The organism is Corallococcus sp. AB011P, assembly GCF_003611605.1.
In the GTDB taxonomy this organism is placed as follows: domain Bacteria; phylum Myxococcota; class Myxococcia; order Myxococcales; family Myxococcaceae; genus Corallococcus; species Corallococcus coralloides.
This window is the reverse complement of sequence record NZ_RAVX01000012.1, coordinates 59,580-85,019: the sequence shown is the minus strand read 5'-3', so window position 1 is coordinate 85,019 and position 25,440 is coordinate 59,580. Positions and strand designations below refer to the sequence as shown.

Annotated in this window: 20 protein-coding genes; 9 read left to right on the top strand and 11 right to left on the bottom strand. The window is 66.8% G+C overall.

Features of this window, described 5'->3' with window-relative positions; genetic code table 11:
- Positions 1 to 12: 12 nt before the first annotated feature.
- Genes D7X30_RS26575 through D7X30_RS26560 form a run of 4 tightly spaced genes read left to right on the top strand, consistent with a single transcriptional unit; the run spans position 13 to position 4,866 of the window.
- Positions 13 to 771, top strand: coding sequence for a cache domain-containing protein (locus D7X30_RS26575; protein WP_120565771.1), 759 nt, complete (start codon positions 13 to 15; stop codon positions 769 to 771).
- Entirely contained in the window at positions 768 to 2,840 is a 2,073-nt protein-coding gene (locus D7X30_RS26570; protein ID WP_120565770.1) for an MFS transporter, read from the top strand. Before D7X30_RS26575 ends, D7X30_RS26570 begins: the two co-directional genes overlap by 4 nt.
- Positions 2,837 to 3,889, top strand: a complete 1,053-nt coding sequence (locus tag D7X30_RS26565; protein WP_120565769.1) for a hypothetical protein — start codon at positions 2,837 to 2,839, stop codon at positions 3,887 to 3,889. Before D7X30_RS26570 ends, D7X30_RS26565 begins: the two co-directional genes overlap by 4 nt.
- A complete protein-coding gene (locus D7X30_RS26560) occupies positions 3,886 to 4,866 on the top strand; it encodes an ABC transporter substrate-binding protein (RefSeq protein ID WP_147443318.1) in 981 nt (326 codons plus the stop codon). The genes D7X30_RS26565 and D7X30_RS26560 overlap by 4 nt, the downstream gene beginning before the upstream one ends.
- Here D7X30_RS26560 and D7X30_RS26555 read toward each other — a convergent pair.
- The 3 genes from D7X30_RS26555 to D7X30_RS26545 all read right to left on the bottom strand — a co-directional run bounded on the left by D7X30_RS26555 (position 4,838) and on the right by D7X30_RS26545 (position 8,080).
- Positions 4,838 to 5,671, bottom strand: coding sequence for a hypothetical protein (locus D7X30_RS26555; RefSeq protein ID WP_147443317.1), 834 nt, complete (start codon positions 5,669 to 5,671; stop codon positions 4,838 to 4,840). The two genes, D7X30_RS26560 and D7X30_RS26555, sit on opposite strands and share 29 nt — an antisense overlap.
- A 130-nt stretch (positions 5,672 to 5,801) precedes the next feature.
- Positions 5,802 to 7,043, bottom strand: a complete 1,242-nt coding sequence (locus D7X30_RS26550) for a hypothetical protein (RefSeq protein ID WP_120565766.1) — start codon at positions 7,041 to 7,043, stop codon at positions 5,802 to 5,804.
- Positions 7,044 to 7,153: 110 nt separating this feature from the next.
- A complete protein-coding gene (locus D7X30_RS26545) occupies positions 7,154 to 8,080 on the bottom strand; it encodes a hypothetical protein (RefSeq protein WP_147443316.1) in 927 nt (308 codons plus the stop codon).
- 292 nt (positions 8,081 to 8,372) lie between these two features.
- Between D7X30_RS26545 and D7X30_RS26540 the strand changes: the two genes are divergently transcribed.
- Both D7X30_RS26540 and D7X30_RS26535 read left to right on the top strand, forming a co-directional pair.
- Positions 8,373 to 9,839, top strand: coding sequence for a hypothetical protein (locus D7X30_RS26540; protein ID WP_120565764.1), 1,467 nt, complete (start codon positions 8,373 to 8,375; stop codon positions 9,837 to 9,839).
- 63 nt (positions 9,840 to 9,902) lie between these two features.
- A complete protein-coding gene (locus tag D7X30_RS26535) occupies positions 9,903 to 12,050 on the top strand; it encodes a peptidoglycan-binding protein (RefSeq protein ID WP_147443315.1) in 2,148 nt (715 codons plus the stop codon).
- A 69-nt stretch (positions 12,051 to 12,119) separates the two neighbouring features.
- Here the strand turns inward: D7X30_RS26535 and D7X30_RS26530 are convergent, their stop codons facing one another.
- Positions 12,120 to 12,779 carry a hypothetical protein gene (locus D7X30_RS26530; protein WP_120565762.1) on the bottom strand — a complete coding sequence of 220 codons (660 nt, stop codon included), beginning with the start codon at positions 12,777 to 12,779 and terminating at the stop codon, positions 12,120 to 12,122.
- 168 nt (positions 12,780 to 12,947) lie between these two features.
- On the opposite strand from D7X30_RS26530, the gene D7X30_RS26525 reads away from it, so the two are divergent.
- Entirely contained in the window at positions 12,948 to 13,277 is a 330-nt protein-coding gene (locus D7X30_RS26525) for a hypothetical protein (protein ID WP_147443314.1), read from the top strand.
- A 92-nt stretch (positions 13,278 to 13,369) separates the two neighbouring features.
- Here the strand turns inward: D7X30_RS26525 and D7X30_RS26520 are convergent, their stop codons facing one another.
- Positions 13,370 to 13,645 carry a hypothetical protein gene (locus D7X30_RS26520; protein ID WP_147443313.1) on the bottom strand — a complete coding sequence of 92 codons (276 nt, stop codon included), beginning with the start codon at positions 13,643 to 13,645 and terminating at the stop codon, positions 13,370 to 13,372.
- Between the two features lie 156 nt (positions 13,646 to 13,801).
- Here D7X30_RS26520 and D7X30_RS26515 point away from each other — a divergent pair, with 156 nt between their 5' ends.
- Positions 13,802 to 15,640 (top strand): glycoside hydrolase family 15 protein, encoded by a 1,839-nt coding sequence (locus tag D7X30_RS26515; protein WP_120565759.1) that lies wholly within the window; start codon positions 13,802 to 13,804, stop codon positions 15,638 to 15,640.
- Positions 15,641 to 15,691: 51 nt separating this feature from the next.
- Here D7X30_RS26515 and D7X30_RS26510 read toward each other — a convergent pair whose 3' ends face one another.
- Together D7X30_RS26510 and D7X30_RS26505 are read right to left on the bottom strand one after the other, a co-directional pair.
- The gene (locus D7X30_RS26510) at positions 15,692 to 18,160 is read right to left on the bottom strand and encodes a phosphoketolase (RefSeq protein WP_120565758.1); all 2,469 of its coding nucleotides are present in this window, start codon (positions 18,158 to 18,160) and stop codon (positions 15,692 to 15,694) included.
- A gap of 13 nt (positions 18,161 to 18,173) precedes the next feature.
- Positions 18,174 to 19,238, bottom strand: a complete 1,065-nt coding sequence (locus tag D7X30_RS26505; RefSeq protein ID WP_120565757.1) for a class I fructose-bisphosphate aldolase — start codon at positions 19,236 to 19,238, stop codon at positions 18,174 to 18,176.
- Positions 19,239 to 19,452: 214 nt separating this feature from the next.
- Here D7X30_RS26505 and D7X30_RS42400 point away from each other — a divergent pair, with 214 nt between their 5' ends.
- Complete coding sequence (locus tag D7X30_RS42400; protein WP_199724553.1) at positions 19,453 to 20,967, top strand: Cof-type HAD-IIB family hydrolase; 1,515 nt, start codon at positions 19,453 to 19,455, stop codon at positions 20,965 to 20,967.
- Between the two features lie 974 nt (positions 20,968 to 21,941).
- Here D7X30_RS42400 and D7X30_RS26490 read toward each other — a convergent pair.
- The 4 genes from D7X30_RS26490 to D7X30_RS41725 form a co-directional block, all read right to left on the bottom strand.
- Positions 21,942 to 22,526, bottom strand: a complete 585-nt coding sequence (locus tag D7X30_RS26490; RefSeq protein WP_120565756.1) for an SLATT domain-containing protein — start codon at positions 22,524 to 22,526, stop codon at positions 21,942 to 21,944.
- The gene (locus D7X30_RS26485) at positions 22,513 to 23,832 is read right to left on the bottom strand and encodes a nucleotidyltransferase (RefSeq protein WP_120565755.1); all 1,320 of its coding nucleotides are present in this window, start codon (positions 23,830 to 23,832) and stop codon (positions 22,513 to 22,515) included. Before D7X30_RS26485 ends, D7X30_RS26490 begins: the two co-directional genes overlap by 14 nt.
- Before the next feature lie 89 nt (positions 23,833 to 23,921).
- Positions 23,922 to 24,539, bottom strand: a complete 618-nt coding sequence (locus D7X30_RS26480) for an SLATT domain-containing protein (RefSeq protein ID WP_120565754.1) — start codon at positions 24,537 to 24,539, stop codon at positions 23,922 to 23,924.
- Positions 24,488 to 25,429, bottom strand: coding sequence for a hypothetical protein (locus tag D7X30_RS41725; protein WP_147443312.1), 942 nt, complete (start codon positions 25,427 to 25,429; stop codon positions 24,488 to 24,490). The genes D7X30_RS26480 and D7X30_RS41725 overlap by 52 nt, the downstream gene beginning before the upstream one ends.
- Positions 25,430 to 25,440: the final 11 nt, after the last annotated feature.

Below are 25,440 nucleotides of genomic sequence, written 5' to 3'. Positions count from 1 at the left end.
GAGCCCGGGGCCATGAGTCTGTTCTTCAAGCTGGGGGCCGCGACGGCGGCCATCCTGTGCTTCTCCATCGCGCTGGTCGTCCTGCTCAACTTCGCCAAGTTCGAGACGACGCTCGGGGAGCTCCAGCAGTCCCGGCTGCGCGTGCTGGCACTGGACGCGAAGGCCTCCACCGAGGCGGCCATCGACCTGGGGCTGGCCCTGCCCGCCGTCCGCGACGCGCAGCAGATCCTCACCCGCGTGTCCGGCATGGACCCGGACATCCGGGGCGTCGCCATCCTCGACCGCCGGGGCACGGTGCTGTTCCAGAGCGGGCTGCACGCCACCACCCATCTGCCCGGCTCCGCCCGGGAGCGGGCCGCCTGGTTCGAGGCCGCCGCCGCCGCGCACGGCGGCACCTGGAGCCATTCGGACCGCGAGGCCCTGCTGGTGGGCGCGCCCATCCTCAACCCCTTCAGCCAGCCCGTGGGGTTGGTGCTCATCGCCTATGACCGCAAGGCGCTGGATGCGCGCGCGAGCGCCTTCCTCCACACCTTCGCCCGCCAGGCGCTGTGGCCGCTGGCCGTCGGCTTCGCGCTCGTCTGCGCCCTGATGTGGATGTTGCTCCGGCCGCTGGGCCAGCGCTTCCAGGCGATGGAGCAGGCCTTCCGGAACATGGACGGGCCGGCGCACGTGCCCCCGGCCGACGAGGCGCTGCGTGCCTTCGACGCGAGCTACCAGGAGGCCTCCCTGGCCCTGGCCCGCGCGGAGCGCTCTCTGGAGGGCCCGGCATGAGCCCCACCACGAACGACGGAAGTCTGTCCCGGGGCCGCATCTGGAAGGTGAGCCTGCTGCCCACGCTGCTCATCGTGGCGACGCTGGTGGCGGCGTCGCTCCAGGCCTCGCGCCTGTTCGAGGAGTCATTGCGGCCGGACCTGCGCGCCAAGGCGGAGACGCTGGCCCAGACCGTGGCGCTCCAGTTCCACCGCGCCGCGGACCTGGGCATCCCGGTGAACCGGCTGGGCGCGGCGGATGCCTACCTGGATGACGCGGCCCTGGGCCACGAGGAGATCCGCTACATCGGCTTCGCCTCGCCAGACGGCCACCTGCTGTACGCGTCCAGGGAGCTGAAGGCGAAGCCCGCGTCCTTCTTCGACAAGGTGATCAAGGCCCACGCGCTCGAGGAGGCGCGCGGTCTGGCGCGCCTGGACGGGGACCTGGACCTGGTCCACCCCGTGGAGTCGCGGGGACGCGTCATCGGCCAGCTGCACCTGGGCATCGACGCGACGTACGTCGAACAGCGGCTCCAGGAGATCCACACCGACATCCTCATCACCCTGTTCGTGACGGCGCTGGTCACCGTGGAGGTGCTCATGGCGCTGATGGGCCTGCTGGTCATCCGGCCGCTGCGGCTGTTGCGGCGCCTGCTGGAGCTGGGCGGCGCGGGGGACTTCACGCGGCAGGCCCGGGTGCGGCTGCACGATGAGGCCACCCGGGCGCTGGCCGCCGCGGGCAGGCTGGTGCGCGGCCTCAACCGCCGCCACGCGGCGCTGGACGAACGCGCGGCGCCGGAGCTGGCGACGCTGGGCGAGCGCTTCCGCTTCGGAGACCCGAAGGCCCCCACCGCGCTGGAGGAGCCCGGGACAAGCGACCTGCGGCTGCCGCTGTTCGTCTTCCTCTTCGGCTCGGAGCTGTCGCGCTCGTTCTGGCCGCTCTTCGTCAAGCGGCTGTACCAGCCCGGCCCCTACTTCTCCGAGAGCTTCATGGTGGCGCTGCCCATGTCGCTGTGGGTCACCGCGATGGTGGTGTGCACGCCGCTGGCGGGGCGCCTGCTCAACACCCGGAGCAGCCGCGTGGCGATGCTGGTGGGCATGGTGCCCGCCGGCCTGGGTCTGTTCATGACGGGCCTCGCATCCAGCCTCACGGAGCTCTTCCTCTGGCGCGTCGTCACCGCGGGCGGCTACGGCATCGTGACGGCCACGGCGCTCCTGCACGTGGCGCGCACGTCGAAACAGAGCCACGGCGCGCGGAGCATGGGCGTGTTCGTGGGCGCGTCCACGGCGGCCAGCGTCTGTGGCACCGCCATCGGCGGCATCCTCGCGGCCCGCATCGGCTACTCGGCGACGTTCGGGGTGGCCGCGGCGCTGGTGGGCCTGGCCATGGTGCTGGTGCTGCTGCTGGCTCCGGACCTGGGGCCTGTCCGGGCGCGGGAGGAGGGGGGGGCCCGCCCGACGGCGGCCTCCGCATACCTGGGCATCCTCAAGCGCGGGCGCGTGCTGCTCTTCATCCTGCTGGCGGCCATGCCGGCGCGCCTGGTGCTGACGGGCTTCCTCTTCTACCTGACGCCCCTGCGCCTGCATGAGATGGGCTTCACGGAAGCGGCCATCGGCCGGTTGATGATGGGCTACTTCATCGTCACGGTGTTCGCCACGCCGGTGGTGTCGCTGCTGGCGGACCGCCACGGCTGGCACCGGGGGATGATGCTCGTGGGCGGCGGGCTCTCCGGGCTGGGCGTGCTGCTGTTCGCGTCGGCCGGCGGCTCGTGGCCGCTGTTGGCCGCGGTGCTGCTGGTGGGCCTGGGACAGGCGCTGGCGGCCACGCCGCTGCTCGCCAGCATCCCGCCGCTCTTCGCCGAGGAGTGCGCCGGGTTCGGCCTGGACTCGCTCCTGTCCGTCTTCCGGATGATCGAGCGCGTGGGCAGCCTCGTCGGCCCGCTGCTCGCCGCCGCGCTGCTGGGCGCCAGCGGCTTCGTGCGCAGCACCCACGTCATCGGCGTCGGGATGCTCGCGCTCACCGCGGGCCTCGCCGCCTACCTCTTCCTGCGTTCCCTTCCACCCACCACTCCCACACCGAAAGCCCCATGACCGCCACCCCCCAGAACCTGTTGAAGCTGACGCCCACGCAGCGCGAGCACCTGGACGTGTTGTTCCTCGCCCAGTACGCGCCGGACCCCGGAGCCCCCTGGCCCGAGCTGCACCCGGAGCACGGCGTGCTCCCGCGTTACAACCACGAGCTGTTCCACACGCTGACGGGGCTGGGGCTGCGGTGCACGCCGTGCCGCTCGCTGGAGGACCTGGTCCACATCCGCAGCGAACCCAACTACGTCTTCACGCTGCTCAACCGCGCGCCGGTCCGCAACTCGGAGGTCTTCACGTCGGCGTTCTGCGAATGGTTGCAGGTCCCCTACCTGGGCGCGCCGCCCAACATCCGCGCGCTGGCGGAGGACAAGCACCTCACCAAGCTGATGGCGCGCTCGCTGGGCATCCCGACTGCGCCCTGGGTGACGTGCCCGGCGGAGGGGAAGCTGCCGCCCGCGCCGGACTTCCGGGGGCCGTGGATCATCAAGCCGCGCTTCGGCGCCGCGTCCGTGGGCATCTCCGAGGACAGCGTCCAGGAGACGGAGGCCGGGCTGCACGCGCGCCTGCGCCTGTTCCAGGACCTGGGCCAGGCCTGCCTCGTGGAGGCGCTGGTGCCCGGCCTGGACCTGACGGTGCCGGTGCTGGGCGGCGAGGAGCCCATCGTGCTGGGCGTCGCGGAGGAGACCTCCTCGCTGCCGCACGGCATCGTCACGCACCGGCAGAAGCGGATGCTGGACGGCGGGCGTGAACGCCGCATGGCGCCGCGGGGGCCGCTGGCGGAGACCCTGCGGACGTACGCGCTCCGGCTGTGCGCCGCGGTGCGGGACTTCGACTACCTGCGCGTCGACTTCCGCCAGCACCGCGACACCGGCGAGCTGTTCCTCCTGGAGTTCAACATCGGCTGCAACCTGGGCAGCCACGCGGCGGTGATGTTCACCGCGCGCGACGCGGGGCTCCAGCAGGCGGACGTCATCGAGCACATCCTGCGGCACAGCCTGGACCGGCAGGGCCGGATGTGGCGGAGCGCGTCCGCCCGGACGGAGGCGGGGCGATGACGGCCCGCGCCTTCCTCGCGGCGCTCGTCCTGCTGTCGGCGGCCTCCGCCTCCGCCGCGCCGTACCGCGTCTTCATGGTCATCCACCGCACCGGCGCGGAGGCGGACCAGGGCTTCCGGGACTACCTGCTCAGCGCGGGGCTGGAGGTGGAGTTCACCGTCCGCAACATCGAAGGCGACGCGAACCGGCTGCCGGCGGTCATCCAGGAGATTCGCGCGCGGCGGCCGGACCTCATCTACGCCCAGAGCACGCTGGTGACGGAGGGGCTCGTGGGCCGGCTGGGCGAGGTGGACCCCGCGCGGCACATCACCGACGTCCCGGTGGTCTTCTCCATGGTGTCGGACCCCATCGCCTCGGGGCTGGTGACGCGGCTGGAGGGCTCCGGGCGCAACCTCACCGGCGCCATCCACGTGGCCTCGCTGCCCGTGCAGCTCAAGGCCATGCAGTCCTTCATGCCGCTCAAGCGGCTGGGCGTCGCCTACAACCCGTCCGAGCCGTCCCAGCGCAACATGTTCGACAAGCTCAAGCAGCTCACCGCGCAGGCGGGCATCGAACTGGTGGCGGTGCACCCGCTTGGCAAGGACGGGAAGCCGGACGCGGCGCGCCTGCCGGGGATGATGCAGGCGCTGGCGGCCCGGAGGCCGGACCTGGTGTACCTGCCTCCGGTGAACTTCTTCGCGCCGCACAGCCAGCTGCTGATGGACGAAGCGATCCGCCTGGGCCTGCCCACCTTCTGCGCCATCGAGGTGCAGCTGGAGGCGGGCGGCATGATGGGCCTGGTGGCGCCCTTCTACAACGTCGGTGGCCTGGCGGGCTTCAAGGCCACGCAGATATTGCGTGAGCACCGCTCACCGGCGGAGCTGCCCGTGGAGACGCTGTCCCGCTTCTCCTTCGAGGTGAACATGCCGGCCGCGCACGCGCTGGGGCTGTACCCGCCCATGCACATCCTCAGGTACGCGCGGATCCGCGAGCGGTAGCGCGGGCCGCCTCCACGGTCCCCAGGTGCAGCAGCTCCTGCAGCAGGTCGAGCAGGAGCTGCTGTCCCAGGTCGTGGCCCACCGCGTGCGAAAAGCAGTACGCCAGCCGCAGGGTGTCCCAGCGCTGCGCGAGGGTCGCGGGCGCGAGCGCGATGTCCGTCAGCCGCTGGCACAGCGCCTCCAGCGGCGAGGCCACCTGGGACCCGAAGGCGATGCGGCGCAGCAACTGGCGGGTCAGCTCCAGGAGGAAGGGCGCGTCCTCCCGTGACGCGTCCAGCGCCAGCGTCTCCGCCTCCGTCAGGTGGGCCTCCAGCCCCGCCGCCAGCAGCACCAGCTCCAGTACGCGGGCGTGCCGCGGGTGCTCGGGCTCCGCCGCCAGCGCGACGGGGGACAGGCCATCCAGGATGCCCAGGCGCATGTCGCGCGCCTGGGCCGGGGTCAGTCCCAGTTCGCGGCACAGCCGGGCCAGCGGCGGCTGCACCGGCCCCGGGTGTTCGCCGTGCGCGGTCGCGGCCCGCAGCGCCAGTCCGTAGGCCAGCAGGCGGTTGGGGGTGTCCGGCAGTCGCACGCGCAGCGACGCGAAGAGGGCGTCGCCCTCCAGCGGGGCGCCGGTCCGGCGGACCAGGCGCTCCACGAGCAACTCGCGCCGCGGGTCGAGGACCTCCGGGTCGCCCAGCACGCCGCGCCAGGCCTCCCGTTGTTTCGTCTGGGTGAGGGGCTCCTTCGTCCGGATGACGAAGAGCACCGCGTCCAACAGCGCCAGGTCCCTTGCTTCACAAGCCTCTGAGATGTGCGTTCGGATCATGCCGCCAGGACGGCACCGGCGGCGAGGCTGTGATTCCCAGCGGAAATAAAAGAAGCCCCACGGGGCGGCTGCCCCGTGAGGCCTGTCGGAAGTCACCGGCCTTGAGCCGGGAACCACCGCATGCGTGTGATTACTTGAGGGTCCGGTTGACGCGATTCACCTCGTGGTCGTGGACCGTCACGGCGTCGAGGATGAGGTTGGCGTAGGCCTGGGCCGCGGTGGCCGGCGTCTTGTTCACCCCGTTCGGCCCGTTGAGGAAGGCCTCGAGCGCGTTCACGCTGGCGCTCCAGTCCGCGTTCACCTGGGCGGCGCCCTTCTTCAGGCACTGGAGCCCGGCATCGAGGATGGTCTTGCAGTAGGCCTGCCACTGCGCGTTGCACGCCTGCCAGGCCTTGTGCTGCGTGGTGGTGGAATTGGGGGGCGGGTACAGGGGGCTCCAGGATTCGCCGCGGCCCAGGTGCGTGGAGGAGGCCGGGTGCCCGGTGGCCTCCATGAAGATGCTGCACGGGAAGCAGGAGGCGAGCTTCGTGGTCTTCTCGCCCACGGCGATTTCATACGGCGTGCCGGGGTTGTAGGGCGTCTTCTTGTTCGGGCTGGTGTCGTTGGCCAGCTGTTGGAAATGCACGTCGTAGATGGCCTGGATCATCCCGTGCGTGTACGCGCAGATGTCATGGCCGCGCTGGGGCGCCGGGCCCTCGAAGTGCATGCCCTGCTGCTTGAGCCCTGGCTTTGCCGGGTCACTGTTGTCCTGCTCGGCGGCGGAGCCGATCATCCCCCAGGGCTTGTCCGCGAGCGCCTCCGGGGGATGCCACCGCCGCCCGTAGGTGATGTCGAACGGCACGTTGTGCCGGAAGGTGCTCATCAGGCCGGTCTGGCCATCCGTCCGGCCATCGATGAACCCCGTATAAGCGCCGCGGCCCTGGTAGCCCAGCCTGTCCGCGGTGGCCGGGTTGGTGGCCATCCGGAACAGCTTGTCGGCATAGCCTTCCGGCAGCGGCGGGTTGTAGCGGTAGCGGTCGTTGGGGCTCTTGTCGCCACTGCCGCCGGTGATGCGGCCACCGGTCGTCCAGATGGGCGTCGTGCCCAGCTCCACCTTCTGGTCGGGCTTGAGCCCCGCCGCCTGCAGCAACTGGTTGAGCTTCTGGATGGCGGAGAGGTGGGTGGGGTCCACCGGCTTCTCCCGCAGCGCCTGCTCGGTCAGCTTGTGGCCGTCCTCCACCTCGAAGTCGACCCGCGCGTGCCGCTTGTTCGCGTCCGCGTTCGTGAGACGGCTCCATGCCCACCCAAGGACCGCCGCCGTCATGATGACGTCCGCGTCCTTGGTGTATTGCGTACCCGGGCTCAGGATGCCCTGCTGTTTCACCAGGCTCATCGAAGACCTCTCCCTCTGGAGCTTTGAGCGCCCGCTCCGATAGGCGTTGGAGCCAGGACGCGGAGCTGGAGCCCGTTGTGAAGGAGTTGCCTCGACGTCGCAGGCCTACGTCACGGAACAAGCGTCGGAGCGTCGACGCCTTGGACGCGCACCAGACTCTTCATCGTCTGGCTGTCGAACACCTGTGCCGTGCGGCCCGTCTCGTTCAGGGACACGATGAGCACCATCGCGCCCCGCGCTTGAAGCACCAGACGCTCTCCCTGCTGAGCGGCCAGTTGCTCGGGCGCCACCAGCGCCCCGTCGCGTTCCCAGCGCAGGGGGAGGCTCGCGAAGCTTGAATCATCCTCGGGATCCTTCGCGACCCGGTAGTGCAGGACCGCTCCCGGTGTCGGCAAGGTCCGCCAGGCCTCCTCCTCGGCCGGGTCTTCGATCAGGGTCGTCTCCAACGTGTGCGCCATGGCCTTGTCCGCGGGCTTTCCTGGCAGCTCGCTGGACGACGACAACGTCTGCTGAAGCATCTTCTTCGCGGCATCGAGCTCGCTGACGTCGGGTGCATCCTGTGAGCCGAAGCTGCTCACCTTGGTCTCGACGCGCTTCCACGCCGGTCCCTCCATCCGGTAGGCGAATGCGAGCCCCGGGGCGTTCTCACCGTTGGAGCTCCCAGCCGCGACCGGATAGCGCTGGCCTTCGAAGGTCAGGAATCGCGCACCCCCTTCGCCCGACTCCGGTGCGCGCTGAACGTAGACGTCCGCGATGAGCGCCTGGGGCCGGCCCTGTGTATCGAATCCCAGTTGCACCAGCGACGGCCCCTCCTTGCCCTCAACGGGCGCTCCGCCAGGCAGGGAGGAGAGATCCAGCTTCTTGATGCTCCTGGCCGTGAAATCCACGAGCCAGGCGAGGGGCGCGGTGCGCTCGCCCATGGCGGCGCTGAACGCGAGCCCCTCGGTCGCCGCGGGGTTCCAGGACAACCCTGTCTCGTCGCACGCCGCGTCAAAGGCGAAGCGCTGGGGCTCCCCCGTGGGGAGAGGTTGACGCACCCATGCACAGCGCTGGGGCCCCACGGATTCCAGGTACGACAAGGCTGGACCCAGCGCCGGCTTGTTCGCGGGCGCGGGAGCGGAGGCCTTGGCGGGCGCGGGAGCGGGTGCGTTCGAATCCGCCGTGGAGGGTGGATTGGATTTGCATCCGGACAGGGCAACCGTGAAGGCAACCAAGATGCGAGACCAGCGGTTCGAAGACATGGATTTCCTCTACCCAGGAAGCGCCTCCGCGCCTGGCCAGGGATTGGGTCTTGATGTTATACTAGTAAGAATTCCGCGAGGTTGTTGTATGACTCTACTCAATACGTCCATATCACTGTTCCTGCTGGCCGCCGCGCCCGCCATGGCGGACTCCGCGTCCCAAGGCCTGCGGCTGCACGAGGGCCACCCTGCGGGCTTCAAGGTGGACGGCGCGCTTGGTGAGTGGAAGGCGTTGCCTCCTTCGCTGTCCCTTGGGAGGGAGCAGCAGGTGGCAGGAACCTCGCAGGTCACATCGCCGCAGGATCTTTCCGCCCAGCTGTGGGTGGCGGTGGGGCCTGAAGGACTCGCCGTGGCGGGCGAGGTGCGCGACGACCGCGTGTTCCTGTCCGCCACGCCCGAGCAGATCCACCACGACCACCTGGAGCTGTGGCTGGCCCTGCCCCAGCCCGAAATGCCGCCGCTCGCCTTCGTCAACCAGTTTGGAGAGCACCCGCTCGCGACCGTCGACGCCTGCGATGATTCGGAGGTCGTGACCTCGGGCGACCCCGCGGCGTGCCGCGCCTGGTGGAAGAAGCAGACGGAGCGCCGCAAGCAGTTGGTGCGCCCCTTCATCGCCCAGTACGGGCTGATGTCTGGAGGGGTGGTGCATTTCGGCAAGAAGGGGACGGTGGGCCCCGTTCGCTACGAGTTGATGGAAGGCGGCTACCGCTTCGAGGCGCTCATTCCCGCGAGCGCCTTTCCCCGCTCGGCCGAGGCCCCGCTGCGCGACCTCAAGGTCCTGGTGAGCCTGGTCGATAACGACGAGAACAAGAACAAACTCGAAACATTCTTGTCGTCCGTCAAGGGCCAGCGCTTCGGCGATTCCAGCACCTTCCAGGCGGTGAAGCTCGCCCAGCCACTGCGCTTTGGCGCCTGGCCGGAGTTGTTCGAGCGGGCCTTGAAGTCCAATGAGCGCAGCTCCTATCAGCCGGGACCCGACGTGCGAACGTTCGAGGTCTGGCTCAATCCCGCCAGGGGTTATCAGTACTCGCCGGAGCTTCCGAGCCCGGAGGTGGTGAGCGTCGACCTCTCCAAGATGGAGCCCCAGGCCTCGCTCAACGACATCGAGGTCTTGACGGTGCCCGCGCAGGTGGAGCCCACCGGGAGCCTGGGCCACTGGCTGGTGTCCCGCCGCGACAAGGCACTGCTGGACACGCGATACAGCGGCACACGAACCGTGCTCAATACGCGGCGCCCCCCTGGACTGCACCTGCTGCTGGTGACCGAGGGAATCCAATCGCTCCTGGGGACCGGGACCTGCGGTGCCTGCCCCATGGTGTCCTTCGAGGTCGTGCCCATGGACGAGCGCGGCAGGTTCGCGCAAGCCATGTCGCTGGAGGGCGCCGCGAGCCAGGGTGAGAAGGTGGAATGGGATGCGTCGCTGGACCTGTCGCGCATCGACGCCTTCATCCTGGGAGCGGAGGGCAAGTCCAGACAGCTAGACGCCCGCTATACGTGGAACCCCAAGACGGGACGCTACGACGAGAAGCGCTTCGAGCCGCCCGCCACGCCGTAGCGCGGCGCGGGGGCTTGAAAGGCCCGAAGCAAGTCATGCAGCAATAAAAGGGAGGGGACTGCAGTGACCTATCGGATCGCGAACTCGCTCGACCAGCTGCGAAACGAATTGAACCGGTGTGCGCCCTCGCGCAGCAAGTCGTGTGATGGCTGGATTGGCGATGCCGCCCATGCAGCTCGCGAGAGTGATCACAACCCCTGGGTGAAGGATGGCGCCACGGGGATCGTCACCGCGTGTGACTTCACGCACGACCCCGCGGGCGGCGCGAACATGGACAACTTCGTGGCGCAACTGCTCGAGCGCCGCGATCCCCGCATCAAGTACATCATCTGGAACGAGAAGATCTGGCGTTCCTATGCCAGGCGTGACGTGGCTGCGTGGGCCCCGCAGCGCTACACGGGGCAGAACCGCCACACGAAGCACGCTCACGTCTCCGTGAGTGAGAAGAAGACACTGTACGATTTGACCACGTCCTGGGGCATCACGCGGATGTTGAAGGTCGAGGGCACCAAGAGCGTTGCCCCCCCTCTTCAGCCTGAGCAAGAGCCCTCGCAGCCTGCCCGGCCCGCCACGGCGCTCACCGTCGAGGCCTACCGCGACGGCATGACCCTGGGGGCGCGAACGCTGAAAGAGGGCCTCGCGGGCAGCGATGTCAAATGGCTCCAGGCGAAGCTGGGGGTCCGCGCGGATGGTCTCTTCGGGCCCATCACGGATGACTCCGTCCACGAGTGGCAACGCGCACATGGCCTGGTGGCGGACGGGCTCGTGGGGCCCCTGACGTGGAAGGCGCTCCTGAGCGGGCAGTCGCGATTCGCGAGCAGCACCCCGAGCGCGGGGACGAAGCCTCGACCTCTGGCACAGGTCCATCCGCCGGCCGCCGCGACTCCGGGGGCTGTCGCGGGCAAGTACTTCACCCGGAGTGGGCGTCAGTTTCCCAGCCGTGATGGATACCCGCTCTTTGCCCAGGGGTACAACAGCGCCACGGGGAAGGACGAAACCTGGGGCGGCATCGTCATCGCGAGCAAGAGCGGGAAGAACGTCCGTCAGATTGGCTGCGCCATGACCGCGGTCACCATGGCGGTCAGTGGCATCACCGGTCAACTGTATACACCGGCTGACATGGCTCAGTTCCTGCTCAAGAACCACGGCTTCGGTTCAGGCGGAGACATCCTCGACTGGGACAGGTTGGGCCGGATCGCAAAGCCAGAGGTGGACCTCAAGCGCCTGACGGGTTTCAAGGCTCCGGAGATTGACCGGGAGCTGGCCGCGGGCCGGCCCGTGGTCGTCCATGTGGACTACTACACGCGGAACGGTGGCAAGTCCCAGGACAAGTACGATGGCAGGGGGGATCACTGGGTTCTCATCACCAGCCGTACCGCGAACAATCACTACCAGGCCAGTGATCCCGCTGGTGGCAAGTTCTTCACGCTGCACGCGATGAAGGATGGCCGGCTGGAAGGCGACGACCCCACCAAACGTGGCACTCGCTACCGCACCGTCGGCAACGCCGTCACGTTCAGCCGGGGGCTGGACCGAGCGCGATGGATGGCCGACCTGGTGAAGGCCACGGTTTCCGTGGCGAGCCTGGCTGGGCAGCCCAAGCCCAAACCCAAGGTGGTGGCTCCAGTTGCCAGGCAGCCCGCTCCCTCCACGGTCCGCCCTGCCACGTCCAAGGTCTCCCTGCCTTCGTTCCACGGGGCGGACAAGTGGGGGACCGTTCGGGCCATCCGGGAGGAGTGCATCCGCCAGGGCGTGAAGCTGCCGACCCAGATTGCCTATGTCCTCGCCACGGTGGAGCACGAGACGGGCGACACCTTCAAGCCCATCGAAGAGGCCAGCTACATGACCAAGAAGGAGGCCGACGCGTACCTCAGGGGCAAGAAATACCATCCCTATCACGGGCGCGGTTACGTGCAGTTGACGTGGAAGAGCAACTACCAGAAGTACAGTGACATCCTCGGTCTGGACCTGGTCCGTCACCCCGAGCTGCTCTTGCAGCCCGATGTGTCGCTCTTCATCCTGGTGCACGGGATGAAGACGGGGGCGTTCACCTCGAAGAAGCTGTCGGACTACCTCACGGCGTCCCACGCCAATCTGCACGACGCCTTCCGCCGTGCACGCGCCATCATCAATGGCACGGACAGGGCATCCGCCATCGCGGATCTCGCCATGGCCTGGATGAAATCCAACGAGCTCAAGAGAGTGGCGTAGGGCATCACGCCAGCTCGCCGCATCCTGGCGTTGAGGAAGAACGGGTGGCCGGAGCGGCGCGCGGAGGCATCAGGGGGCAGCGGGCCGGGTGGGTGGCACGCAGGTGTTGAGGGAGTAGGGGCGGCTGCGCGCGCACCAGTCCGGCCGGCCCGCGCCGGTCCAGGAGAGGACGAGGTCGGAGGCACCTCCTCCCTGGATGTCTCCAGGCCAGGTCTCCACGCGTTGGAGGCCCTGGTCCGCGCTCCAGCGGTGCAGCTCGATGGGCGGCCCGTCGTGGAGCGTCGAGAGCACGAGCGCCACCGTGTGCTCGGGGCCGCAGAGGACCCGGGGCACGTGGCGCGGGCCCCGGTAGACGGTGGCGCGGTGGACCTCCGTGCCCTGTTCAATCCACACGTGCTCCAGGTGGGAGTCCCCGCTCTCCCCGGTGGGGCCGGAGAGGACGAGCTCCGCGTCGCCGCACCACTCCTTGACGCTGGTCTGGGCGGGCAGCGTCGCGCGGACCGCTCCAGAGCGCGTGTCGACGAGCAGGCTGTCCCCCTGCATCACGTTCACGAGGGCCAGCTCCCCGTGAGGGCTCGCCGAAGTGAAATAGACGCCCTCGATGCGCCGGGAGCCCGCCGTCATCACGGAGTCCACCCGGCAGGAGTTGTTCTCCCAGTCCATCCACTTGCAGGTCCTCACGTGGCGGACGGTGGCGGAGCCCACGGCTTCGGTGCTGTCGGACTCCACGCGCCGGCCACACGCCGCCGCGAGCAGCAGGCAGGAGAGGAGGGCGGCACGGTGGGGAAGGGGCTTGGGGCGCGGAGGCGCTCCTTGGCCTGGGACTCCTGGTTTGAGCTGAGGCGGACGCCCCGTAGGATGAGAGCCTCGTCGGTGTCGGCGGTTCATGGAGGAATCATGTCAAAAATGCTCAAGGGATTGTTCGCGGCGGTCCTGCTGGTGGGCTGTGGTGGCACGGAGGCGGATGTGGATTCGCCGGCCGAGCTCGCGTCCCGGGAGGACGCCATCAACGTCTGTAACGTGGGGGCCGCGCCCTATTCCCTCTGCAATGGGGGCAACGGGGTCTGCGTCTATCCTTCGGCGAGCAGCCGCAACGCGGATTGCCGCCCGAAGTGTGGCCTCGCGTGTGGAACCAGCGCCGACGAGTGTTGCATCGGCTATGGCCCCCTCAACTTCTGCGAGATGAACCGGGGCTGCGGCGGCGGGCAGGGGCCCATCATCGACTGAGCTCCGGGCCATCAGGAGCGACCCGTTGGGGCACGCCGCGGTCCGTCTCCGCGACGTGCTTGCCCTGAACTGGCGCCAGCATAGAACACCATTCAGAACCTCTGTGCCGGCGTACCAGGCCCTGGCTTCAGCACGCTCTTCACCCCCAGCTCGTTGCCGAGCATCCAGAAGAGGTCGAAGAGTTGCTCCAACTCGAAGGAGATTCCTTCGCCTGCGCGTGGGGCGAGCGGGTCGCGGTCCCCGATGCCCACGGTGGGATCCGGCACCCGGCCAAAGGGGGGAATGCTCCCGCCCTCCACCGGTGCCTCGCGTAGCGCCTCGAAGTGGGCCCCGCGACACAGGATGTGCAGGGCCACCGTCGAACTCATTCAGGCCAAGCCAAGCGGTCGCGCCCCCACCCGCGACAGGGGCTCCTCGCCCCCGGAGCACCAGGCGGTCGCTCTCCCTCCGCCGCGGCGGTTGCGCCTCCGCGCCCCGGGCGCCAGCGTCAAGAATTGATCATGAGGCATACGGGAGCCAACGCAATGGCGGAACAAATCACGCAGAAACAGAAGGCCCAGAAGCCTGTCGTCCCGGCGCAGCTGGGAATCCAGACGAACCGCAGGATCGAGGACCACGCGCTCATCGGAAACATGCGCTCGGCGGCGCTGGTCGCCCGGGACGGGACCATCGACTGGTTGTGCTTGCCAGACTTCGACTCGGACGCCTGCTTCGCGAGCCTGCTCGGGACGGAGGAGAACGGCGAGTGGGCGCTCGCACCGAGGGAGCCCATCCAGAAGATCACCCGCCGCTATCGGAAGGACACCCTGATCCTCGAGACGGAGTTCACCTGCGCCTCGGGCTCCGTCCGGTTGATCGACTTCATGCCCGTCAGCCAGGAGTTCCCCAGGATCGTCCGGACCGTCGTGGGGGTGAAGGGGACGGTGGCGATGCACTCGAAGCTGACGCCACGCTTCGCCTTCGGCCGCTCCATCCCCAGGGTGGAGAGCGTGGGCGGCTCGCTCCGTGCGTTCGCCGGCCCTGACGCGTTGTTCGTCCGGCGCACGGACAGGGATACCGCGTCCCCGCTGGTCTCGAACTTCGAGGTGACCGAGGGCCAGCGGTTCTCCTGGGTGATGAGCTGGAACTACTCGTGGTTGGATCAGGTCCCGCCGAACCTGGATGCGGACCAGGCCGAACAGGAGACCCACCGCTACTGGACCCAGTGGGTGTCGAAAATCGTCCCGCCACCGAGGTACCGCGACGAGGTCGTCCGCTCCCTCATCACCATCAAGGCCTGCAGCTACGAGCGCACGGGCGGAATCGTGGCCGCGCCCACCACGTCGCTCCCGGAGACGCCGGGAGGCGAACGCAACTGGGACTACCGCTTCACGTGGCTGCGCGACGCCGTGCTCGCGCACAACGCCCTGAACCGCGCGGGCCTGAGCGATGAGGCGTCCTCGTTCTGGAAGTGGGTGATGCGTGCCATCGCGGGAGACCCCGCCCAGATGCAAATCATGTACGGAATCCGAGGCGAGCGCCGCCTCACGGAGTCCACGCTGGACTGGCTCGACGGCTACGGTGGCGCGAAGCCCGTGCGCATCGGCAACGGGGCCTACAACCAGTTCCAGCTCGACGTGCTCGGCGAGGTGGCCGCGGTGCTCTACGCGGGCGCGAAATACTTCGGCGAGGTCGGCCCCGTCGCGCAGCGCGCGCTGCTCAACGTCGCCGAGCACGCGATGAAGGTCTGGCAGAATCCCGACAAGGGCATCTGGGAGATGCGCGGACCCAATCGCCACTTCACCGCCTCCAAGGTGGCCGCGTGGGCGGCGCTCGACCGGGCCATCAAGGCCTCGGATGAGACGAAGATGTCGGCTCCGATGGAGCGGCTGCTGGAAGCCCGAGAGAGCATCTTCGAGGAGGTCTGCGCGCAGGGGTTCAATCGCGAGCTGAACAGCTTCGTGCAGTACTACGGCGGCAAGCAGATGGACGCGAGCCTGCTCTACATCCCGATGACCGGCTTCCTTCCGGCAACGGACCCGCGGGTGGTGGGCACGGTGGAGTGCATCGAGCGCGAGCTGCTCCAGGACGGGCTGGTGCTCCGCTTCAAGCCGGACGCCTCCGGCTCCGTGGACGGGCTCAGCGGAGAGGAGGGCACCTTCCTCGCGTGCTCGTTCTGGCTCGCCGACACGTACCAGATGATGGGGCGCTTCGAGGATGCCCGGCGGCTGTTCGAACACCTGCTGTCCTTGAGCAACGACCTGGGCCTGCTCGCCGAGGAGTACATGCCGAAGCTGCACGCGCAGTTGGGCAACTTCCCGCAGGCGTTCAGCCACTTCTCGCTCGTCAACGCGGCCTACATCATCACCGAGCCCCGCGCATGACGCGGCTCCCGGGCCTTCTTCGAAGGCCCGGGAGCTTCATGGCGCGAGCCCTCAGTCCGGCCAGGTCCAGTCCGCGACCTCGGGCCGGTCCCGGCCGTGCTCGTGCGCGTAGGCCAGGTTGTCGAGGATGGCGTTCTTCATCTCCTCCTTCAGGTGCCCCGCCTTCGCGTGCAGCCCGGGCACGCGGTCGATGACGTCGATGACCAGGTGGTAGCGGGACGTCTCGTTGAGGATCGCCAGCTCGAAGGGCGTGTTGATGTTGCCCTTCTCCCGGTAGCCATGCACGTGCAGGTCTTCGTGGTCGATGAAGCGATAGGCCAGCTTGTGGATGAGTGACGCATAGCCGTGGAAGCTGAAGATGATGGGCTTGCCCGGCGGGAACAGGCCCTGGAGCTCGCGTTGGGTGGACCCGTGCGGGTGATCCGCCGACGACTGGAGCTTGAACAGGTCGACGACGTTGACGAAGCGCAGCTTCAGGTTCGGTGCGCGCGCGCGCAGGATGGAGGCGGCGGCCAGGGCCTCCTGCGTCGCGACGTCACCGCAGCAGGCCAGGATGACATCCGGCTCCGCGTCCTCGTCCGTGCTGGCCCGCTTCCAGATGCCGAACCCCTTGGCGCAGTGGGCGACGGCCTCGTCGATGCTGGTGAACTGCAGGTGCTTCTGCTTGTCCGCGACGATGACGTTGACGCAGTCGGTGCTGCGCAGGCACTGGTCCGCCACCACCAGCAGCGTGTTGGCATCCGGCGGCAGGTAGATGCGCGTGACCGTGCCGGACTTGTTCGTCACCAGGTCGATGAAGCCCGGGTCCTGATGGGAGAACCCGTTGTGGTCCTGACGCCACACCGTCGAGGACAGCAGGATGTTCTCCGAGGCAACGGGCGCCCGCCATTTCACGTGGTTCTTGCTGATGTCCAACCACTTGGCGTGCTGGTTGAACATGGAGTCCACGACGTGGGCGAACGCCTCGTAGGTGTGGAAGAGGCCGTGGCGCCCCGTGAGCAAGTACCCCTCCAGCCAGCCCAGCAGCGTGTGCTCCGACAGCATCTCCATGACGCGGCCGTCCCGCGCGAGGTAGCCCCCGTCGGCATCCTCCGGCACCATGCTGGCCATCCACGTCTTCCCGCTCACCTCGTAGATGGCCTGGAGCCGGTTGGAGGCGGTCTCGTCCGGACCGAAGACGCGGAAGCTCGTCGGGTTGTCGCGCATGATGTCGCGCAGGAACTCGCCGAGCGGCTTCGTGTTCTCATGCAGCGTGGTGCCGCGCGTGCCGACCTTGACCGCGTAGTCGCGGAAGTCAGGCAGCCTGAGCGCCTTGCGGAGCAGGCCGCCGTTGGCGTGGGGGTTCGCGCTCATCCGCCGGGCCCCCTTGGGCGCGAGCGACCGGAGCTCCGGCATCAGCCGTCCCTCCGCGTCGAACAGCTCCTCGGGCCGGTAGCTGCGCATCCAGTCCTCGAGCGCCTTCAGGTGCGCCGGGTTGCCTCGCACGTCGCCGAAGGGGACCTGGTGTGAGCGCCAGGTTCCCTCCAGCTTGTGCCCGTCCAACTCCTTCGGACCGGTCCAGCCCTTGGGCGAGCGCAGGATGATCATGGGCCAGCGCGGACGCGTCGGGGTGTCCGTCAGCCGTGCCGTCTTCTGCAGGGCGCGGATCTCCTCGACGGCCTGCTCCAGGGTCTGCGCCATCTTCTGGTGCATCTGGGCCGGGTCGCTGCCCTCGACGAAGTAGGGCTTGTAGCCGTAGCCGACGAACAGCGCCTCCAGCTCCTCCGGGCTGATGCGGGAGAGGATGGTCGGGTTGGCGATCTTGTACCCGTTGAGGTTCAGGATGGGCAGCACGGCGCCGTCCCGCACGGGGTTGAGGAACTTGTTCGAGTGCCAGGCCGTCGCGAGCGGCCCCGTCTCGGCCTCGCCGTCACCCACGACGCAGGCGACGATGAGGTCCGGGTTGTCGAAGGCCATGCCGTACGCGTGGGAGAGGCTGTAGCCCAGCTCGCCGCCTTCGTGGATGGAGCCTGGCGTCTCCGGGGTGACGTGGCTGCCGATGTGCCCGGGGAAGGAGAACTGCTTGAAGAACTTCCGCATCCCCTCCGCGTCCATGCTCTTGTCCGGATAGACCTCCGAGTAGGTGCCCTCCAGGTACGCCGGCCCGAGCACGCCCGGGGCGCCGTGGCCCGGCCCGGCCACGAAGATGACGTCGAGGTTCTGCTCGACGATGAGCCGGTTCAGGTGGACCCAGGTGAACGAGAGCGCCGGGCTCGCGCCCCAGTGGCCGAGCAGCCGGTGCTTCACGTCCTTCGGCACCAGGGGCCGGTGCAGCAGCGGGTTGTCCTGGAGGTAGATCATCCCCACCGCCAGGTAGTTGCACGCCCGCCAGTACGCGTTCATCAACTCGACTTCCCGGGCGGTGAGCGGTCCTCCGCCCCGGGTCCGCTCGCGGCCTGGAGCGGAGGGCCCCTGGCCGTGCTCCCTGGCGGACAACGGCGACCCATACTCCGACGCTTCCGTTCCTTCGGGGTGTGCCATGACATGCCTCCCATCAGTGGTGGGTGTGGAGTGTGGATTCGGATGGGGCGAAACCCGCTTCGCCCTCCATGTCCGCGCTGTACGCGCCCTGGGCCGCCGCGCTGTCGCACCAGGCGCGGTGGTGGAACGCCCGCTGGGCGGCGGGCACCTGCGCGCCCTGGCCCCGCCAGGCTTCGAGCGCCTCGTCCTGCAGCGCGCGTCCGTAGGAGAAGCTCAGCGTCCAGGGCTTCGGGCCTTCCAGCGCGTTGATGGCGTTGAGGTGCTCCGTGGCCAGGACCGCGTCCTGTCCGCCGGACAGGAAGACGATTCCGGGGACCGCGGGCGGCACGTGGCGCGTCAGGACGCGCAACGTCGCCTCCGCCACCTCCGCCACCGGGACGTGCCTCGCGAAGCCGTGGCCAGCGGTGATCATGTTCGGCTTGAGCAACATCCCTTCCAGGGACGCCCCCGCGGCGAAGAGCTCATTGAAGACCGCCTGCAGCACGCGCCCCGTCACGTCCTCGCATTGCTCGAGCGCGTGCGCGCCCTCCATCAGGACCTCGGGCTCCACGATGGGCACCAGGCCCTGCTCCTGGCAGAGGACGGCGTAGCGCGCGAGCGCATGTGCGTTCGCGTGGATGCACGCCGCGGTGGGCAGCCCGGCGCGGATGACGAAGACCGCGCGCCACTTGGCGAAGCGCGCGCCCAGCTCGCGGTACTCCTTGAGCCGCTCGCGGAGCCCGTCGAGCCCCTCCGTGACGGACTCTCCCGGCGCGCCGGCCAGGGGGTGGACGCCGGCGTCGACCTTGATGCCGGGGATGATGCCGCGGTCCGACAGCAGTTTGACCAGCGGAATGCCAGCCGCGCTGTGCTGATGGATCGTCTCGTCCTGCATGATGGCACCGCCGATGAACTCGGTGATGCCGGGCGTACTGAAGAGCAGCTCCCGGTAGGCGCGGCGGCTGTCCGCGGTCGACTCGATTGCGCGCGCGGTCAGGCGCTTCGTGATCGTGGAGACAGTCTCATCCGCCGCCAGGATGCCCATTCCGTCTGCAATGATGGCTCGCGCGGTTTCACCGAGCCCTGGCATCGTCGGCATGTGTTCCTCCCATTCCCTGGAGGGAAACCTGAGGGCGTCCCGATGCGCAGACAACTGGCGGTGGGGCGCCTGGCAACGGGTCTGCCTTTGAGCACCGGGCTGGATGGTGCGGCCCACGTCGCGATGCCATCTTGATGCAGGCCCCCGCTGTCACGGATGACGCCCGGTGTGCGGACGCGGCGGCGAGCGGGCGGGCGGGCAGGCGGAGACAGCCATGACCATCAAGTTGCTCATCGCGGACGTCGACGGGACCATGGTGACGCGGGACAAGGTCCTCACCCCGCGAACCTGCGAGGCGGTCGCCCGGCTGCGCGCCAGCGGCATCCAGTTCACCCTGACGAGCGGGCGGCCGCCGCGTGGGATGGCAGCGCTGGTGGCCCCGCTGAAGCTCACCGCTCCCCTGGCGGCCTTCAACGGCGGCGTGTACGTCAAACCCGATCTCACGACAGTGCTGGCGCAGCGGACCCTGCCGCCCGCCATTGCCAGACAGGCCGTCGACTTCATGCTCCAGGCGGGCCTGGATGTCTGGGTCTACCAGGGGGTGGAGTGGTTCCTCCGCGCCCCCGAGGCCTTCCGCGTGGCGCGCGAGCGGAGCAACGTCGGGTTCGACCCGGTCGTCATCGCGGACCTGCACGGCGTGCTCGATGCGGTCATCAAGCTCGTCGGGGTGAGCGAGGACACGGCGCGGGTCGCGCGCTGCGAGGCGGAGCTCGCCTTGCGGCTGGGCACCGACGCGTCGGCGGCGCGTTCGACGCCCTATTACGTCGACGTCACGCACCCTGAAGCGAACAAGGGGATGGTCGTACGCGAGGCCGCGCGTCTGCTCGGGCTTCCCCTGGAGCAGATAGCGGCCATCGGGGACATGGCCAACGACCTGCCCATGTTGAGCATCGCCGGCATGGGCATCGCCATGGGCAACGCCAGCCCGGAGGTCCAACGGCCCGCGCGCCACGTCACGCGCACCAACGAAGAGGAGGGGTTCGCCCACGCGGTGGACACCTTCATCCTGGGCCAGCCGCCCCTCGCACGGACGAAGCTGGGGCTTCCGCCGCGCGCGCGCGCCTGCCTCTTCGGCCTCGACGGCGTCCTCACCCAGACCGCCAGCCTCCACGCCCGGGCCTGGAAGCAGCTGTGCGACTACTACCTGCGGCAGCGGGCGCGGTCCTCGCGGCAGCCCTTCATCCCCTTCGACCTGGTGCGCGACTACAGCCGCTATTTCGACGGCAAGCCGCCCCTGGAAGGCATCCACGCGTTCCTCGACGCCCGCGGCATCGAATTGCCGGAGGGCACGGTCCACGCGCTGAACGACCGAAAGGGAGAGCTCCTGGTGGAGCTGCTCCGGCAGGAGCGGGTGGAGACGTATGAGGGGACGGTCCGCTACGTCCAGGCGGCGCGCGCCGCGGGACTCCGGACCGCGGCCGTCTCCGCGAGCAGGCACGGCGCGGAGCTGCTCCAGTCCGCCGGCATCCCGGACCTCTTCGACGCGCGGCTGGACGCCACACTGCCCCCCGAGCTCTACCTCGCGGCGGTCCGGGCTCTCGGTGCCGACGCCGAGGAGGCGGTCATCTTCGAGGACACGCCCACCGGCGTCGCGGCCGCGCGGGCAGCGCACTTCGCCTATGTCATTGGCGTCGACAGGGTGGGCCGGCCCGCCGAGCTGCGCCGCCACGGCGCGGACCTCGTGGTGGCGGACCCCGCCGTCCTCCTCGGGCAGGACGAGGCCTCCTGAAGGCACGCCTCGTCCCACCTATCGCCCGAGGCGCGGGAGAAGAGATTGCTGGGCTTCTCGGGATGGAGGCGGAGGGAATCGAAGCCTCGTAGGCGGATTTGGTCCCTATTCGGGCCACCGGCCGCCCACCCGGTTTTCCCTCTAAGAATGGGGGCACCGTCCCGTCCGGGGGAGTCCAGGCCCGTCCATTGGGTTTGGTTCTTTTTTGGTCCCTGCGGGGTGCCCAATCGGCCGGAGCGCAGCGCCGGAGAGGGGCCGGGCACTGCGCCGCTTTGCGGCCATGGTGCCCGTCTGCCGCCCGGCCCGGTGGTGGATAGTAACCGTCCGGCGGCCGCCGTGCTTTGCCGAGCTGAGCGGTTCCGGTCATCCGTGGACGGATCCCGAAGAGAGTCGAGAAGCCGGAGTGGCTGCGGGTCGCCGAGGAGTTCGAGGCCAGCGAGCTGGCGCAGCGTGAGTTCGCCGGGCGCCAAGGGCTGCGCCTGAGCACCTTGCAGTCGTGGGTCTACCGGCGCAGGCTCCAGGTGAGCGCCGTAGTCGAGCCGACTGTGCGCCTGCTGCCGGTGCAGGTGAGCAGCGCGCCCGCCCCGGCCACGACACCGCTGGAACTCGCCCTACCCAGCGGCGTACGGGTGCGGTTCGGACCGGACGCGAACGTGGAGTACTTGGCCCGGCTGGTGGCCGCCCTGGAGCGCGGTGCGCGCTGGCGCTGCCCGCCTCGGTGCGAATCCTGCTGGCCATCCCTGCGGTGGACATGCGCAAGTCCATAGACGGACTCATGGCGCTGGTGCGCACCGGCTGGGGGCGAGGACGTCTACTCCGGCCACCTCTTCGCCTTTGTCAGTCGGCGCGGAGACTGGGTAAAAATCCTCACCTTCACTACCCCCAGGGAGAGTCGCCTGGAACTCAAGGTGGGCTGACGCTGTGAGGGGCGCCCCAGAGATGTGTCTCAGCAGTCTTGGGGCAAAGCGCATCCATCAGTCTGCTAAACGCAACAAAAGATACGCCGCAACGACCACCACTGCCGTGATTATGAATGCTGTGAAAGTTAGCGGAATCTTGTCGCGGAAAAGACGGAAATTCTTCTGCTCGTTGATCCAATCGATCTGGTGTTGCCAGAAAAACTTGTAGTGAGCATACCAATCACTGAATAGAATCTGCTTAGTGATGCCTTTGGAGTAATAGGCGTCTTCTATGGCTCGGAGGCGTTCCGCTTCGGCGGTGAATTGTGTCGCCGAACTGGACTGCACACTGCGGTAGAGGTCGCGCAGTTCATTGTAGATTTTCGTCAGCTCAATACCGACCCGCTCATACTCCATCTTTTTTGGGTCGTAAAGATAGATATAGAGGCCGACGAAGCCAAGTATGACCAAGGTTGCGGCTAGAGTCTTGTCCGACAGCTTTTCATGCACAAGCCCAAGCACTCCGAAGCAAGTTGATACAAAACTGATCCAGCCGGGAATCTTCTCGACAATATCATAGGTGGCGAAGTGCTTTTTCGCCCCATACCCGACATTGTAGCCCGTTTCGGCGATCGAGCGCAGCAGCCTATCCTTGTCCATCACTGTCCTCATCAATGGGTACAAGAATTCGGTCGGTTGCTACAACGACGCCATTCTTGACGGCGACGCACTCCACAATGTGGTCCCCGTAGAAATCGGTAGTTTCAGTCCGCTCATGATGGCCGGCGTCCCTCAGGATTTGCCCTCGGATCATATTCCGTCGAATCGCCTCTGGCCCTCGATTAAGCACCTTCCAGTAGAGGTCGAAGGGCTTGGGCACGTCGTGCCATTCAACGAAGAACTTAAGCGACTTCTTGCGCTTAAGTCGCATGCGCTTGCTGAGCCAATCACTGAGCGCAAATTCTCGAAAGCCATCCTGAGAGACCTTGCATTCGAGCTGGATGTTGTATCGGACGTCGTAGGGGAAGCGGTCCTCGAAGAACTCTTCGGAATTAGTCGCGTGGCGGGCATCCTCAACGAGAGCCGACTTCTTAACCTCTGCTACAGCGTCAGCCGGAAACTTGCGTCCGTAAACCTTTCGCCATTTTGCGTTCTGCGTCGCGCTTCCCTCTGCGGTGATCGCCTTTAGGCACAGTTCATGCGTCTTCTTTGCCTTCTTCTGAAACTTCTTTTTGACCTTGACCCACTGGCCACTTCCAAGTGCCTCAAAGTAATCTTGGTCGGGCAGCTCTGCGAGGTAGGCAAAGAAGTCACGACTCATATAGTCGCAATAGAGAAAGCTCGTCTCGTCGTATTCCTTCGTCGAATTGAGGAAGTTATGTGCAAGGGTGTCGATCAGCAACCCTCCAATGCCGACGCCGTGCTTGTTCTTCCACGCTCGCGCCATCTTCGCGAGGCGTCTGAGGTTCCCGTTCTTCTCCTCGTCGACCTCGGACATGGCATTGATTTCGGCGCGCGGCTTGGTGATCTTCCATTTCCCATCGCCATAGGTGTCGGGATACTTGAAGCTGCCGTCCTTCAATTCGAAGACAGGCTGAACCTCGACGTGGAAGCTCTCGTAGAGCACACGGACAACCAGTCGATCCACGAAGATTTCGGTTGTGGGGTAACGTTTCTTGATTGCGCTACTGGCAGCGTCGAGCAGTTTGTACTGCCCCTTGTCCCATTTGTAATCATCCCAAGAATCGTCCGGCATGATGTAGAGCATGTCGAGGTCAGAAACGCCCTTAATCGCTGAATCCCGGCCATACGAACCAACCTGGAGTCTGTTGGCGGTCTTCGACTCGGTATCGCGGAACTGCTTGTTCAAGGCCGCTGTGATCTCCCCGTACCGCAGTGAGATCGTTTCGGCATTGTTGATCTTGAGGTTAGACAGAAACTCCTCAAACGTTTCGCCCAGTCCCAACACTGACTCCTTCGGCATCCGCTAAATGAACAACGCCCGGACACATATTGCGTGGACATATATGCGCGCGGCGAGCACGGCCTTTGTGCTTACGGAAATGAGCCTTCCGGCTTCGTCGACTTGTCTCTTTTCTCCTTCTTTTCCATGTCCGTAGTAAAGACGCCTGATTTGACTTTCTTTCGGGCAAATGCAAAAGCCGTATTTGATGTCTGAGGGCTTGACTCGTTAAGTTTATTGTAGCGATCTCCCAAGTCGGCGACTCGCTTTTTCAGCACAGCAAGTTCCTCATCTATCGAATATATTTCCCAGGCACGCCGCGCGTCGTTTTCCAGGGTCTTATATGCTGCGCCGGCAGCAAAGTGCATCATTCTCCGCTCGGCCCAGTTCCAGAATGCTAATAGGCTCCCAGAGATGCCGGCCAGAAACGAGAACACTGGAACCCAAACTGGCGACTGCACGCCTATTACATGCGGGTCACTCAACCCCTTCCATCCACTGATGGCACCAAAAATTATCGGAAGGGTGCCTAGAAAATAGTGCAGGGCTCTGAATTGATCAGTCAGCCTGAAATGCGTTGTTGCGGTGTAAAGGCTGTTCTCCTGGAGTCGCTTGCATTCGCGCACGAGCGCCTCCCGGCTCCTTTCGCTGATGTCTGTCATAAAATCGCCGATGCCGCCGGAAACGGAGCGCCAAAGAAGCGCTGCCACCGTGCAATCGCCTTTGAAACATCGCTCACTTCAAAAATCCTCCACGCCTCACTGCCTTGCTCCTGAAGGAACTTGCCGATTTCAATTAACTCACTAGGTGGTTGCGCTGAATCTGTAGGTGGAGAGTAGCTGCCTGGAAGCGCTATAGGGCCCCGCAGCCGCTCTCCCACTACCGAAAGAAAGTGCGCAACTGCTTGGGGGTAGCCCCAGGGAAGCCCACGTTGCTCCCATGCGGCAAAGGCATCTGGAAGGATATGGGCGGCGAGGATTTCTATGTGAAAGGACTTAAGCGGCACCTCGCGAGAACGAATCAGGTGCTTGAGCATCTTGATACATGGAACAAGAAATCCCTGCACAGATTCATGCTGATTGAGGCTGCTAATCAGCTTGGCATCATAGTCATAATCGGCGGGACGCCAACTGCCACGCTCTCCAACGACGTAACAAGACGGCCCCCCGTGCCTAGGGTATTTGCCTGTCAGTTCAACAAATCCGACGGCGGCCTCCATCTTGAAGCCATCCGCGTATTCCAACACAACAACAGGCGCATTCGCCTGCGGCTGCATAACGCGATAGGTCTCGTTTCGCTTGAGCGCACCAATGACCTTCTGGATGGCTCCTGAAGGACTTAGGCCCTGCCCGGAGCGCGCATACTGTCTCGCCTCGCCCATGACAACAAGCGCGTCAACATCAAGCGCATCTGACAAATCTCGTGGCCGAATCTTTGTTTTGCGCTGGAATGAACCGATCTGCCGCACCGTCGCGTTTTTGAGGTTTGCCTCGACAGTATCTTTGACTGCATTGTAGCGCTGCGATGCAAGCGCGACTCGCGTCGGGTTAAGCTCGATCCGTCGAAGGAACTCATTGAATGCATCGTGAATGGTTCCCATGGACGTTTCAC